The organism is Nitrincola tibetensis (assembly GCF_003284585.1).
GTDB lineage: Bacteria > Pseudomonadota > Gammaproteobacteria > Pseudomonadales > Balneatricaceae > Nitrincola > Nitrincola tibetensis.
In genome coordinates this window covers 310,401-324,306 of the sequence record NZ_QKRX01000003.1, presented here as the reverse complement: position 1 = coordinate 324,306, position 13,906 = coordinate 310,401, and the positions used below count along the sequence as shown (strand labels likewise).

The 13,906-nt window shown below is 45.6% G+C and carries 13 protein-coding genes; 6 read left to right on the top strand and 7 right to left on the bottom strand.

Features of this window, described 5'->3' with window-relative positions; translation table 11 throughout:
* Together DN062_RS05865 and DN062_RS05860 are read right to left on the bottom strand one after the other, a co-directional pair.
* Entirely contained in the window at positions 1-996 is a 996-nt protein-coding gene (locus DN062_RS05865; RefSeq protein ID WP_112158383.1) for a response regulator, read from the bottom strand.
* The gene (locus tag DN062_RS05860) at positions 989-4,696 is read right to left on the bottom strand and encodes a PAS domain S-box protein (protein WP_112158382.1); all 3,708 of its coding nucleotides are present in this window, start codon (positions 4,694-4,696) and stop codon (positions 989-991) included. Before DN062_RS05860 ends, DN062_RS05865 begins: the two co-directional genes overlap by 8 nt.
* A 139-nt stretch (positions 4,697-4,835) precedes the next feature.
* On the opposite strand from DN062_RS05860, the gene DN062_RS05855 reads away from it, so the two are divergent.
* Positions 4,836-5,318, top strand: coding sequence for a low molecular weight protein-tyrosine-phosphatase (locus DN062_RS05855; protein ID WP_112158509.1), 483 nt, complete (start codon positions 4,836-4,838; stop codon positions 5,316-5,318).
* A 57-nt stretch (positions 5,319-5,375) separates the two neighbouring features.
* Here the strand turns inward: DN062_RS05855 and DN062_RS05850 are convergent, their stop codons facing one another.
* From DN062_RS05850 to DN062_RS05830, 5 genes are all read right to left on the bottom strand, one after another.
* Entirely contained in the window at positions 5,376-6,662 is a 1,287-nt protein-coding gene (locus DN062_RS05850) for a calcium-binding protein (RefSeq protein WP_112158381.1), read from the bottom strand.
* Positions 6,663-6,781: 119 nt separating this feature from the next.
* Positions 6,782-7,000 (bottom strand): hypothetical protein, encoded by a 219-nt coding sequence (locus DN062_RS05845; protein ID WP_036510820.1) that lies wholly within the window; start codon positions 6,998-7,000, stop codon positions 6,782-6,784.
* Between the two features lie 203 nt (positions 7,001-7,203).
* On the bottom strand, positions 7,204-7,638 hold the full coding sequence (locus tag DN062_RS05840; RefSeq protein WP_112158380.1) for a DsrE family protein: 435 nt from the start codon (positions 7,636-7,638) through the stop codon (positions 7,204-7,206).
* 160 nt (positions 7,639-7,798) lie between these two features.
* Complete coding sequence (alkB, locus tag DN062_RS05835; RefSeq protein WP_112158379.1) at positions 7,799-8,458, bottom strand: DNA oxidative demethylase AlkB; 660 nt, start codon at positions 8,456-8,458, stop codon at positions 7,799-7,801.
* Between the two features lie 11 nt (positions 8,459-8,469).
* A complete protein-coding gene (locus tag DN062_RS05830) occupies positions 8,470-9,570 on the bottom strand; it encodes a tRNA-queuosine alpha-mannosyltransferase domain-containing protein (RefSeq protein ID WP_112158378.1) in 1,101 nt (366 codons plus the stop codon).
* 326 nt (positions 9,571-9,896) lie between these two features.
* Here DN062_RS05830 and cobA point away from each other — a divergent pair, with 326 nt between their 5' ends.
* The 5 genes from cobA (at position 9,897) to DN062_RS05805 (ending at position 13,906) form a co-directional block, all read left to right on the top strand.
* Complete coding sequence (gene cobA / locus DN062_RS05825) at positions 9,897-10,763, top strand: uroporphyrinogen-III C-methyltransferase (protein ID WP_112158377.1); 867 nt, start codon at positions 9,897-9,899, stop codon at positions 10,761-10,763.
* 110 nt (positions 10,764-10,873) lie between these two features.
* A complete protein-coding gene (locus tag DN062_RS05820) occupies positions 10,874-11,578 on the top strand; it encodes a lytic transglycosylase domain-containing protein (RefSeq protein WP_112158376.1) in 705 nt (234 codons plus the stop codon).
* A gap of 19 nt (positions 11,579-11,597) precedes the next feature.
* On the top strand, positions 11,598-11,840 hold the full coding sequence (locus DN062_RS05815) for a Trp family transcriptional regulator (RefSeq protein WP_112158375.1): 243 nt from the start codon (positions 11,598-11,600) through the stop codon (positions 11,838-11,840).
* 12 nt (positions 11,841-11,852) lie between these two features.
* Positions 11,853-13,250 carry an anthranilate synthase component I family protein gene (locus tag DN062_RS05810; RefSeq protein WP_112158374.1) on the top strand — a complete coding sequence of 466 codons (1,398 nt, stop codon included), beginning with the start codon at positions 11,853-11,855 and terminating at the stop codon, positions 13,248-13,250.
* On the top strand, positions 13,247-13,906 hold the full coding sequence (locus DN062_RS05805) for an anthranilate synthase component II (RefSeq protein WP_112158373.1): 660 nt from the start codon (positions 13,247-13,249) through the stop codon (positions 13,904-13,906). Before DN062_RS05810 ends, DN062_RS05805 begins: the two co-directional genes overlap by 4 nt.

Here is a 13,906-nt window from a genome sequence, read left to right as displayed (position 1 = left end):
TTATTCTGTTTCGACCCAGCGAGCTTTGATCTCAAGGATCGCTGGAATCTCTTGAACAAACACACTCACTAGGGTTGGATCAAAGTGCTTTCCACTTTCGGAAACGATCAAGTTGACGGCATCATCAACGGTCCAGGCCTTTTTATACGGCCTGACACTGGTTAAGGCATCAAAGACATCCGCAATGGCAACAATACGAGCTTCAATTGGAATTGCCTCACCTTTAAGCCCTTCTGGATAGCCGCTACCGTCCCACTTTTCATGATGATACAGTGCAATACGACGTGCCATTTGCAGCAAAGAAGAAGCATCATGCCCAATGATTTCGGCGCCTATTTCAGCATGTCGCTGCATTTCGCGCCATTCGTCTGCATCCAGTTTACCAGGCTTACGAATAATCGAATCAGGTATGCCTATTTTTCCAACATCATGCATAGGGGCCGCATTCAATAAATCATCGGCCTCATGCTCACTAAACCCGGCAGCACGTGCAATGATTCGCGAGTAATGACTCATCCGAATCACATGCATGCCTGTTTCATTGTCCTTGTATTCCGACGCTCGACCGAGTCTTTGCACGATAGCCAGACGTGTTTCGCGGATTTCATCCAGATGCACTAGATTCAGATGCGTTTTTACTCGAGCTTTCACCACCGCAGCGTTCACAGGCTTAGTAATATAGTCAACGCCCCCAACTTCAAACCCTACCGCTTCATCATCGACATCCGATAAAGCGGTTACAAAAATGACTGGTATTGAGCGTGTTGAATGTTCAGACTTCAAGCAACGACAAACGTCTAGCCCATCCAAATCTGGCATCATAATATCAAGTAGGATCAGGTCTGGCTTCTGCTCCCTTGCTAAGCTAATGGCTTTTTGGCCATCACGCGCAAATACCAAGCGGTATTCGTCCTGTAGAATATGACGAAGCACTTGTAGATTCGTCGGCTCATCGTCGACGAGCAAAAGTTTAGGGCGAACATCGGTACTACTCATGAATCCTTATCCCCTCCTGATTTGAATCCAGACTGCTTTGCAAAGCAATCAAAGCAGATTGCGCACACTCAAAATCAAAATCCTCTAAACAGTCCGTCAAAGCGAGCACTGCCTGACTGCCTAAGCATTCTGCCAAAGCATCTAGGCAGTCATCGGGTAACTCACCCTTAGCCAGTCTTCCAAGCATCTGCTCAATCAGAGCATTTGCGTGTTTTAAGGAGTTTGTATTGAGCTCGATCTTACTTTCAAAAATCTTGCCATTGGGCAACCTATCAAAAAGATCATAAACTTCCTTAAAAGCCAAAGTTAGGGCATGTATTTCTTCATCAAAATGATGGTTTGATGCCCTCTGTTTTAAGGCTTTTTCTAAAATATCTGCCGCTTGGGCTAGTGATTTTAACGCTAAATTACCCGCTGCCCCCTTCAAGCGATGTGCCTGATCCAACAAATCAGCGGGATTTAGACTCGTCAAAGAGTTAATCATCCCTTTATTCTGCGCCAAAAAGCGCCTAATCACATCATGCAGCGTATGTTTAGATCCCCAGAGCGCCACTCCCTGTCCATAATCAATTACATCTGCATTTCTTAATTCATCAGCATCGAGTGCCAAACGTCCATCGGATGATGGTTCAGCCTGAGACATCTCCAACTGCAACACACGCACAATTTCCTCACGTAAAGCCAGCATATTCAACGGTTTGATTGCAAAACCTGACATACCCGCACTTTCCGCATTTAATCGATCTTGCTCTAATACATTGGCCGTTAGCGCAATAATGGGTGTCGGCAATTGCTGATGAGCACTTTCCCATTCGCGGATTTTTCGCGTCGCATCATATCCATCCATTTCAGGCATTTGCACATCCATCAGTACTAAATCAAACAGATGCTCTTTAAAGGCCAAAACCGCTTCATAGCCATTCGTGACTAACTGAAGCTGATGCTGCTCCTTCTCAAAGTTCAGAGCCAAGAGTTCAAGATTTTGCGGTACATCATCGGCGATCAAAATCCGTAACTTAGGCAGTTGTGCTTGGCTTGCTCGTATCCGTGAGGAGGTAAGCTTTTTCCCCAAGGGGAGTGGCAAACCTATCGCGAAACAAGAGCCCTTACCAAGTTCACTTTCGACTCCTATATGTCCTTTCATCGCCTCAACCAATTGTTTTGAAATACTGGTTCCAAGGCCTGTCCCTCCATATTTACGGGTAGTGGATGCATCCTCTTGCGAAAAGGGATCAAAAATAGCGTCTAGACGATCAGCGGCAATACCCACGCCTGTATCAAGTACATTAATCGATAGGAGATCGTTTTGATACCTGACCGATACGAGAACACGTCCTTGATGGGTAAACTTAATGGCATTCCCGACCAAATTAATTAATACCTGTTGAATCCGTAACGGATCCCCTTTAAACCAAGTGGGCTGATCTTCAGGGTAATCGCATATGAGTTCAAGATCCTTTTTATAGGCTGAGAGCCCAAGCGTTGCCAGCACTTGATCACACACATCCCGTAACGAAAAATCAATGGACTCCAAGATAACCGCACCCTGTTCTAATTTTGCCGTGTCAAGAATATCATTCAGAAGTGATAACAAGGACTGGGCAGATCTTCTGACGGTCGTTAAGTGGCGTTGCTGAGTCGGCTGTAAAGGTGTATCGAGCAGCAAATCGGTAAACCCAATAATGGCATTCATGGGTGTTCGTATCTCGTGACTCATATTGGCTAAGAAATTCGTTTTTACTTGCGCGGCGAACTCCGCCTTTTCTTTTGATTGGCGTAAACGTATTTCCATATCTTTGCGTTCAGTCAAATCCGTTGCGAGCTCTATGACACGAGCGTGCCCATGATCGATATCTTGGATCACACGAAAGGATGAGCGCACCCATAATGGCTTTTTGTCTTTTCTAACTCGATGATACTCGCCTTCTAAGAGGCCTTGCTCTATCAACTCATCCCAGTTAAATTGACTTTCATTATGATCATTAAGCAGAGTATATGGCTGAGACAACAATTCCTCTTTTGTATAGCCTGTTAAGGCTAAAAAGTTATCATTTACCCGCTGGATACGCCCTTTTTCGTTATATTCACACACTGCAACGGCCTTATTCACGGCCGATAAGACCCCATCTAAGATTGCATTTTGGCGTTTAGACTCTGTGACATCAATGATGACACCATCTATCCATACAAGCTCTCCTTGCTCATCACGAACGCCCGATGCACTTTCTGAAACCCAACGGATACTGCCATCACGGTGTACAAACCGATACTCAACTGCCCAAGGTTTATCATCTAGAATCGAGTTAGAGACGGCGTTCCAAGTATGCTCAACATCATCGCAGTGAACCAAGGCAGCCAACGTAATTTTTGCATCCATAAACTCCTGCGAGGACCAACCGACTAACTCTTTGATTTGCTCACTAACAAATAAGACAGTCCAATGTTCATCATAACGACAACGAAACGTCACGCCCGGCATATTATTAATCAAGGTTCGGTACTGATGCTCTCGTTGCAACAATGCTTGCTCAATGGCACGACGCTGCGTCAAATCTGTAATAAAGCCAACGAAGAGCTTTTGGTCTTGTACTTGTGTCTCACCTATCGCTAATCGGATAGGGACGAGATGTCCATCTTTGTGTAAGGCCTCAACTTCGCGGCCAACGCCGATGATACTCGCATGCCCTGTTTTCAAGTAATCTTTTAAATACCGGTCATGATGGCGCGCATGTACCTCAGGCATTAGGGATTTAATGTTTTTACCTAAAACATCAACGGCTTTCCAGCCTAAGATTCGTTCGGCAGAAGGATTAAATGCACTAATTTTACCGACAGGGTCAATGGTAATGATGCCGTCAACTGCCGTATCAAAAATAGCGGATAAACGTGCTGCTGTTTCCTTTCCTTGCCAATACAGCGTCTTATAGCGCATCAGCAATACTGTTCCGAAGACAGCACCACTGATCAGAATCGTGACCAAGGTGATTAACAGCGCCAGCTCGATATGATCCGTTAAGCCATGTGAGGCTGGGGTATGGGACTCGCCTACAAAGCGTGCCGCCATCATGGCCGTATAATGCATACCAGCAATGGCACAGCCCATAGTTAAACCACTAATGGATAAACGAGCCATAAAGGGCATTTTGGTGATACGCGCTAAACCAAAGCGGACCCAAAGTGCAAGGACAGCCAAAAGTACGGCAATCACAATGGAGGCTGCGAACCAATATGGGTCATAACCTAATTGCAATTCAGTCCGCATCGCTTCCATGCCAGTGTAGTGCATAAGCCCAATGCCACTGCCTACAAGCAGTCCGCCGTATAGCAATAGGCGCTTACTGACTTGATCACGTGCCAATAAATCCAGCGCTACCCAAGAGGCAAAAAAACCAGGAAGTGCCGATAGCAGCGTCGTAAAACCATGATAGTGAACCTCGGCAGGCAGCTCAAATGCGAGCATCCCAACAAAATGCATCGACCAAATTCCACCGCCTAATGCAAAAGCTCCAATCATTAGAAAACGCTGGCGTGCCCAAGGATCACTTTCGCGCTTAGCAAAACCTGCTACACGAAATGCCATCATGGAAGCACCCGTCGCGATCAATAAAGACAGCACAACTAGCCAGCCATTATATTGACCCGCAACCAACGTCTCAGAACGCTCTTGCAAAATAAAAAAATAACTCAGTCGGTCAAACACGTTTTTATCTCTTAAGAGGCTTTGCTTGAAGTTTAGAAGAACATTATCCCAAATATTTGTAAACTACATAGGCATGCAATTTGACAATTTAATTCATCATCAAAACGTATCACCAACAGGTTCACAGAGACAATTTGAAATGAAGAAAAACACATCGATTCTGTTTATTTGCTTAGGCAATATTTGTCGCTCACCCACAGCGGAGGGCGTTTTTCGCGTGATGTCTAACAAAAGCTCGCATCAATTGACAATTGATTCTGCCGGCACTGCCGCATGGCACATTGGCAAGGCACCTGATTCACGCTCTCAGGCTGTCGCGCTCAAGCGTGGCTACGACCTAAGTGGGTTAAGAGCAAGGCAAGTGAGTTCAGAAGACTTCAAACAGTTCGACTACCTGCTCGCTATGGATGCAAATAATTTAAATGATTTGAAGGCTTTGGCACCGAAAGACTTTAAGGGACATCTTTCACTCTTCACAGACTTCGCAACAACACCTTTCCAAGGCATTGAGGTTCCAGATCCCTACTACACGGATGGAGACATGGGCTTTCACGAAGTCGTGGATATTATTGAAGCAGCAAGCCGCGGGCTACTGGAACACATCGCACAGCAGCAGAATTAAGTTTTTTTAAAAAGAAAACAGCCCTCTAAGCCTAGAGAGCTGTTATATAGACCTTGTTTATAGCGTTATCTCATCCTTGCCACAGCCACAATTAAGCGAGCTCAGATCCTTAACAAATCCCAAATCAAACTCAGTAAGGTAGTCTGATTCAGACTGTTCTACAAAATTAATTTCTTGGAAGTTCCGCGCTTTAAGCGTCGAATTACTGACTAAATCAGTAATATAATTGTAACCTTTGTGGGACGTAATCGAATAATTTGACTCATCACCAACGATTGTCAAAACATCGTAACCTTTGCCACCATCTGCAAAACTACCGTCGGCAAAGCTGTTCAGAATTAAATGATCATCACCCTTACCAAGATCAACGTCTTTAGCATGGAAGCCAATATAAACCGTATCATTGCCAGAACCTGTGTCGATTTTGCCATTATTCACAGCTATATCAAGACGATCGTTTCCGGACCCTGATTTGAAAGAAGACTCTAATGTATTGATAACGGCAAGATTATTACCATCGCCCATATCAACTTTTCCAGCTTTCTGACCGACATACAGCTGGTCTTCACCTTTACCCGTAGATACCTTAGCTAAATCGCCATTGACCCAGATCAGATCGTCGTCTTTTCCGCCTTTAATTTTAGAGGTCACGTCGCCGCCAACAAATAAATCATTGTCACCTTTGCTTAGGTAGGCTTTATTCAGATCACCCTCAATCATGATTTGGTTTTCACCACGACCTAAAGCGGTAACCTTAGAGGCATCTCCGCCAACGTATAACTGATCATTTCCTTTACCTAGGCTGACTTTACCTACATCACCACCCACAGTAACGACGTCATTACCAGAGCCTGCTTTTATCTTCTGTGCATTTCCATCAACATCTAGGCAATCATCACCTTTACCCAAAGACGCTTTTCCTAGATCACCACCGATATAAACGACATCGTCCCCAGATCCTGCGCGAACTTTATTGGCATCGCCCTCTACACAGAGATTATCATCGCCTTTACCCAAGCTGACTTTATGAACATCTCCGCCAACGACAACCGTATCGTCACCCGCACCCGCTTTTATCTTATGAGCGCTACCACCGACTTCAAGAACATCGTCGCCTTTACCCAAGTTGGCTTTCCAGAGATTTCCATCAACAATGACTGTGTCATCTCCATGACCTGCTTTTATCTTCCATGCGTCACCTGTTACGGTGAGTGTGTCGTCTCCAGCGCCTAATTTCGCTTTGGATACATTGCCATCAACAACAAACTCGTCATTTTGCTTTGTCCCTTTAATGACATCGCCTTGTTTTTTGGCTAGATTTAATAAACTTTTCAACAAAGACATTTCAATATTCCTTTTCATTTATCTTAACTATTGATGCATTCTAGTTTAAATCCAATTTCCCGCCAAGAAATTGATCACTTTTTAACCACGCCTTAGACTAAGTGATTAGAGGGGGATTATCAATAACACGAATTTGGTGTTTGATCTGGATGAATATCGCCATCGACCTCTTCTGGGTCGATGTCATTGAGGAGCAATGCTTCGCGCACCAACTCTATTTCATCAATAATACGTTGGTAGTCTTCGCCATATTCATAGCGGGTGACTTCAATCGCCTTTGGCATAAACGTAAAGGCTACTTTTAAGGCATGCAGTGTTTTTTCGTTTAATTCACTCATCGCAATTTTCTCAACAATCAGGCAAGGTAGTCACCTTACGATAAAGCATTCACTGTTTTTTCGCTATTGTGAATCAGATGTTTTCAAGAACTGCCAGAGTGAGGCTTTAACGTGCGCATTCAATACGCAGATGGATCTATGCAAGAGTTTTGCGCATTAAAAGGCGATGACCGAACGCATCCGACCATCGCATTAGGCAAGCCTTAGAAAGAGAAGACTTTAGTGCTGCTCAGCATTTTTGTAGCCACTTCTGGTGGAGCCGCAGGGGTTATCCCTTCACGCAATGCATCTTCAGTATTGCCGCTGTTCGGTAAGTAGAGTGCACAAACCTCAACCTTTGCACCACCCTTTTGTAAATTCATCAGCAACTGCTCAGGCGTCACATCGCGAGGCTTAAGTGTTTCGTTTTCCGTCGCTTTTAAAGCAAGATCACCTGCAGGCCCACAAAGAAGAACATCCACTTGCGCTCCTTGACCTTGCATAGCATTGCCCAGCACCATCGCCATTCCTTGCGTTTGTAAATCTGCACTGTTAAGTAGAATTAATGCACTTTCAGCGGTCTGACTTTCAGCAAAAGTGAGTGGAGACAAAACCACTGAAGATGCGAGAACAAGAGCGGGTAAAATTGAACGTTTCATTGAACTTCCTTTTTACATTGAGTTAATCGAAGCAAGTTAAAACAATCTAAATTAGATTTTACTAATAAAATGAGCAGATGCAAGGTAAAATGGCCATGAAGGGACATAAAGGACGGCGCAAGCAGAGAGAGCCTTAATTTAGTGAGGAAAGTGCTATGTGTTAAAAAGCCTTACGAAACGTCAAATTATAGCGAACATCTCCCTGTCCATTTGGAGCATTCAGATCTGCTTTTAAGGGCCTAACTCCATGAAAATTGAGTCGTGAACGACCACCCCAAACCACCACATCCCCTTGAAATAAAGGAAAGCGCTGCACGGGGTCTTGACGACTCTGCCCACCGAACATAAAAACAGCGGGCAGCCCTAGCGACACAGATACAATCGGCTGTGACATGTCTTGCTCATCCTTATCCTGATGCAAAGACATCTTTGTTCCGATTTCATAACGATTAATCAAACAGGCATCCGGCACAAAGTCTTTAAAGCCCGCTTGCTCTGCCGCCTCTACCGCGACTTGATAAAATAAATCGGGCATGGCTGGCCAAGGGCTCCCCGTCACAGGATCGATAGCAACATAACGATACCCCTTGCGATCACTGATCCACCCAAAGGAACCACAATTGCTCATGCCCACCGACATCCAAAACCCACCGGGAGTTTGCTGTCGACGAAAAGGAGACAAATCTTGAAGGTTATGAATATCCTCCAGCAGCGCGTCAACTTGTGCAATAGCGAAATGTCTTAAAATGACGGCATCTTCGCCAATCTCTTGTACCCATGGGGCGGGTGAACACTCATCGTCAAATAAATCTCTCGTCATCCACCTTCCTCTTAAAGTAAAGCCTTGATGGCGGTACGATATAAAGGCAGCAATTGCGATAAACGCCACGGATCTGGCATCTGAGCATCAAGTGGTTGTTGCAATAATTGCACAAATTGATCGGCCGCCTGCTCCGCCTCCTTTATTGGTTCATTCAACTCACTCGCATATAAAAAAGGTGCCTTGATATACTCAGGATACGCCAAGCGCTTTGGTGCATAAGGAATACAACCTGCGGCCATGGCCTCTAGCATCGACAATCCTTGAAAATCATGCAGCGCCGTTGATAACACAACGTCCGCTTGCGTTAAAAGCCTACGATATTCTGATACGTCAGCCATAAAGCCCCAGTTCACGATTCGCTCCACATGACGCTCACGTATGCACTGAAAAGCCTCCGGCTGCTTTCGAAACTGCTCCCCCACTAGACTGAGTGAAAAATCTTGCTTGCGCTCCAGTAACGCATCCAAAAAATACGCTAAACGATCAGGCCCCTTATCGTACTCCCAACGATGATTCCACAAGAGATGTGGCTGAGTCTGATTAATGGGCAACTCTCGCGCCGCAAAGAGTTCATCCTCAATCGGCACAGGAAGAATCGATGATTTCTCGAAAATATGATCCATCAAACCGACAGGGATTTCATCTGGCAGTTTTTTGAGTAGTGCACTGGCTCCCTCAATAAAACTTTGGCGGTTCCACTCACTGTTAAACAAAATCTGTTCGGCAGACAAGGCGCTGTAGAGGTTGATCATTTGCGGTTCATAACTTTTATGCTGGCGACCAGAGTCTGGAAAGGCAAACTGATTTTCATGCATATAAAGCAAGGCCGGTGTTTTGGCCAAATGAGGATGTAAGCCGCGCAGCCCAGCAAGATCGACCATAGACGTGCAGATTAATAGGTCCCATGATTCTCGCAATTGCGGATGTTGGAACCAACTCAAGGCATTTCCTCGAATACGCCAACTGAAGTAACGGGGTGATAAGAGTAACGAATGCCAACTCATTTCAGGTAAAGCGGTGATAAGCTGAGTTCGCCAGCGCTTATGACTGGCCGCATCGTAAGCCGAAAGAAGCAATATTCGAGGGGAGGAAGTGGGCGTGCTGGACATTATTTAAATTCAACGACAGATAAAAAACCAATACTACCGTAATTGCTCGTTTTTGGCAGATCCATCCTTTTAGCATTAAGCCTCTATTTATAGCAAAGTGAACCATCAATGCCCCAGCAAAGCGCAAAAAAAGCAGCCAAATGCTCGACACACCTTCAAATCTGGCCATTTATTAAATGGCCTACAAATTGCATATGCAATAAGCATGAAGTAAACATAGATGCTTGTTCAGTCTAGCATTCAATGAAATTGGGTAACGTAGCCCGCAGGTTGACAGGATTGACGTCCTAACGACCTGCGGGTTTTTTTATGCTTAGGAGTCAGCCATGCCAGCACTACATCCGTTCAGCCCTTTGGCTTTTCAAAGCCGTTTTTCCTCTATAAAGATGGAAAAGGGTCTTAGTGGGCTCTTATCATTTTTCCGTGGACACGGGCGCAAAGGTCAAGTGGCCTTAGTTGGAGCAGGCCCCGGTGATCCAGAACTGATCACACGCAAAGGCTGGCAACGGATTCTTGAGGCAGACATCCTCGTTTACGATGCGCTGGTGAGCAAAGAATTGCTCGACGAGATCCCTGCGTACATCAAACGGATATACGTAGGCAAACGCAAAGGCCATCACTCGATGTCACAGCACGACATTAATCAGCTGTTGGTCGAGCTAGGTCAGCAAGGTCTTAAGGTGGTACGCCTAAAAGGGGGCGACCCTTTGATTTTTGGCCGCGTCACCGAAGAGATTCAAGCATTGCAAGCCGCTCATATTCCTTACAGCATCATTCCTGGCATTACGGCCGCGGCAGGGTGTGCGGCGGGATTAGGCTTTTCACTGACCGAGCGCGGAATCGCACCCAGACTTCGACTGATCACGGCCCATTTTTGTGATGATCGTGATATCAATTGGGCCGACTTAGCGAAAACCGATGAAACCTTGGTTTTTTACATGGGCTTATCCAAGGTCTCAACCATCAGCCAAGAGTTACAAAAACATGGACTGCCCGCCCACTGGCCTGTTTTATTTGTTGAAAACGGAACGCATAAAAATGAGCGCATGATCAAAAGCACACTGGCCGAAATGACAGAATGCGTGACCTTAATGGCATTGCAATCGCCCACCTTGATCTACATAGGGCAAGTGACGCTGAATGCTCGTATGCAGACGGAAACCCGCTACATAAAAAAGGCTCACATTGGCTAGCTGAAGTGAGGTGTTGGGGGTATTCGCGACTGAAAACCTATGGTCTTCAAAAGTCTCAGAAGGTATGATTCCTATCTTTGATTGGCAGGTCATTCGCTGAAGGTTATCGTATGGATACTCGTTTTTTTACACAACTAACCCTAGCCATAAGCCTTGGTCTAACCACGTCACTGGCAAGCGCTAACGGCAGCATCGAACGCATCGTCCACCCTGACGGCCGAGTCGAATTTTCCAATACCGGACGTTCGGGTCAAGCGAGCAGCTCACAAACACGCTCGGTGTTCTCCTACAGGACACGCGATGGTAGCCTTGCATTTACCGATCAACGACCTTTAGACGGCGTTGATTACACCGTCCTCCGCTTTGACTGTTACGCCTGTCGCGTTGACTCAGGTATCAATTGGAGAAGCACACGCTTATTCACAGACCGTTACCAAGATGAAATCAATCAAGCCGCACAAACGCATCAGGTCGATGCCGCACTCATTCGAGCCGTGATCCATGCCGAATCAGCATTTAATCCGGGTGCAATTTCTCCAAAAGGCGCACAAGGTTTAATGCAGCTGATGCCGGGCACAGCATCCGATATGGGCGTTCGCAATGCCATGGATGCCCGCGAGAATATCGGTGGTGGCGTTAAATACCTTTCAGCCTTACTGCGTCAATATAACGGCGATATTCGCCTGGCGACTGCCGCTTATAATGCAGGCCCTGGTGCTGTTCAGCGCTATGGCGGCATTCCTCCCTTTCCTGAAACACGGGCCTACGTTGATCGCGTCGCGACCTTACATCAACGCTACCAATCTGCACAATAATGTGATAGCGTACTAGTACATGAATACAAAAGACCCTTATACCGAGGCGTTTTTGAATGCGATTTTAGCGGCCGATAGTCATGATAGTCTGATGAGCCTACTGGAAAGTTTGCTCACGCCCGCTGAACTTAATGAAATTCCTAAACGCCTCCAGATTCTAAAAATGCTGCAAGCGGGTATTCCTCAGCGCAAAATTGCTGAGCAGCTCGGTGTGGGTATCGCAACCGTTTCCCGTGGCGCTCGTGCGCTCAAACGTGACTAACAAGAGTTCATCATGTCTAACCGACCGAAAAAAATCGAGCTTCCTCGTAAGCCACACTACATCACACTAACGACTGACTGCGATTTTTTTGATTTGTTCTGCAAAATCGAAAAACGCTTCACTCATTGTTTTATGTTGGAGTCTTTGGGTGAGGACAGTCATTTTTCACGTCACTCTATTATTGGCTTTGATCCAGAACAATTGCTCTACGCCAAGGGTAAGCAGCTTACAATCGAAGATCGCCTAGGCAACAAAGAGCACTACGAGAGTGAGAATCCATACTACTTGCTGCGCGAAATTATGCCGCAAGACATCATTTCACGAAAGTATGCCGGTGGTTTAACGGGCTACATTAGCTACGATGCGATGAGCTACTTCGAACCCTCATTATCGCTGAAAACCAACGATTGGTTTGAATCCTTCCGCTTTGGGCTTTATAAAGATGGACTGATTCTCGACAAAATGACGGGCGAGATCATTTATTTTTACTACAGCGAAAATCGTATCCAACTTATTCACGAAATAATGGCAACGCCTTTTGAAGGTATGGGGCCCTTACGCATTGAATTCACACATGAAACCATGACCGAACAAGAGCATGCTCAGGCCGTGATGAAGGTTAAGCAGGATATTATTGAAGGTAAGATTTTTCAGTGCGAAGTCGGCTTCAAAAAGTACCTACGCTTTGAAGGTGACACACTCAATATGTATGAGCAACTGCGCGAGGTCAATCCTTCACCGCAGATGTACTACCTAAAATTTGATGACCAGAAACTCATCGGTGCCAGCCCTGAACTCTTGTTTAGACTGCGCCAAGGTGAGATGGAAACCTTCCCTCTCGCTGGCACTACTCGACGTGGTAAAGATGCTCAAGAGGACACAGCTCTAGCCCGAGTGCTATTAAACGATCCTAAAGAAATTGCTGAACACAATATGATCGTTGATTTACACCGCAACGATATTGGCCGTGTCGCACGCTTTGGTACAGTCAAAGTCCGCAGTCTGATGGACATCAAACGCTTTAGCCATGTACAACACATTTCCAGTGAAATTGTTGGGATCATCGACGAAAAAGAAGACATGTTTTCAGCACTGGCCAGTAATTTCCCGGCAGGTACACTAACCGGTGCCCCTAAAATTGAAGCCATGAAAATCATTGACGACCTCGAAACCGATGGTCGTGGTCCATACGGTGGTGCCGTGGGGAACTTCTCATTCAATGGTGATTGTACCTTTGCTATTCCAATTCGTACCGTCTTTGCCAAAGGCAACCAAGCCTATGTTCAAACCTGTGGCGGCAATGTCTATGACTCGAATCCTGCAGATGAGTATGAGGAAATTCGACGTAAGTTTGCAGGTACACGTAAGGCATTAGAGATGTTCACGAGCAGCCAGGAATCCGCAAAATGAAAGTATTGATTGTTGATAACTATGATTCGTTTACCTACAACCTATACCAATACATCGGTGAGATTTTAAGCAGTGCCTGCAATGCTGGAGTGATCAGTGAGTTTGACGTTTGGGTCAAACGCAACAATGAGATAACACTTGAAGAGATCCAAGCACTGCAACCGGATAGGATCATTATTTCACCGGGCCCAGGCTCACCGGATGATGAGCACTACTTTGGCGTCTGTGCGCAAGTCATTAAAGAGCTAGGCCCTAAGATTCCGTTATTAGGTGTATGCTTAGGTATGCAAGGCATCGTGCATGTTTTTGGTGGCAAAATCATCAAAGCACCACTCCCAATGCATGGCAAAATTAGCGCCATTTCTCACCATCATCAAGATCTCTTTCGTAACATCCCTGATCAACTCGAAATCATGCGCTATCATTCATTGATGGCTGAATACGCCAGTTTTCCGAATGAGCTGGAGATCACGGCCATTACAGGAGATATTTCACTTGATGAACTCCGAGATACGTCTCGCTCTATCTCTGCAGAAAGCTTTGAAATAATGGCGGTAAAACATAAGACTTATCCGATTTATGGTATACAATTTCACCCAGAGTCATTTGCTACGGAGGGCGGAAAAGAGTTGATCAGTAACTTCCTGTTTTTGTAG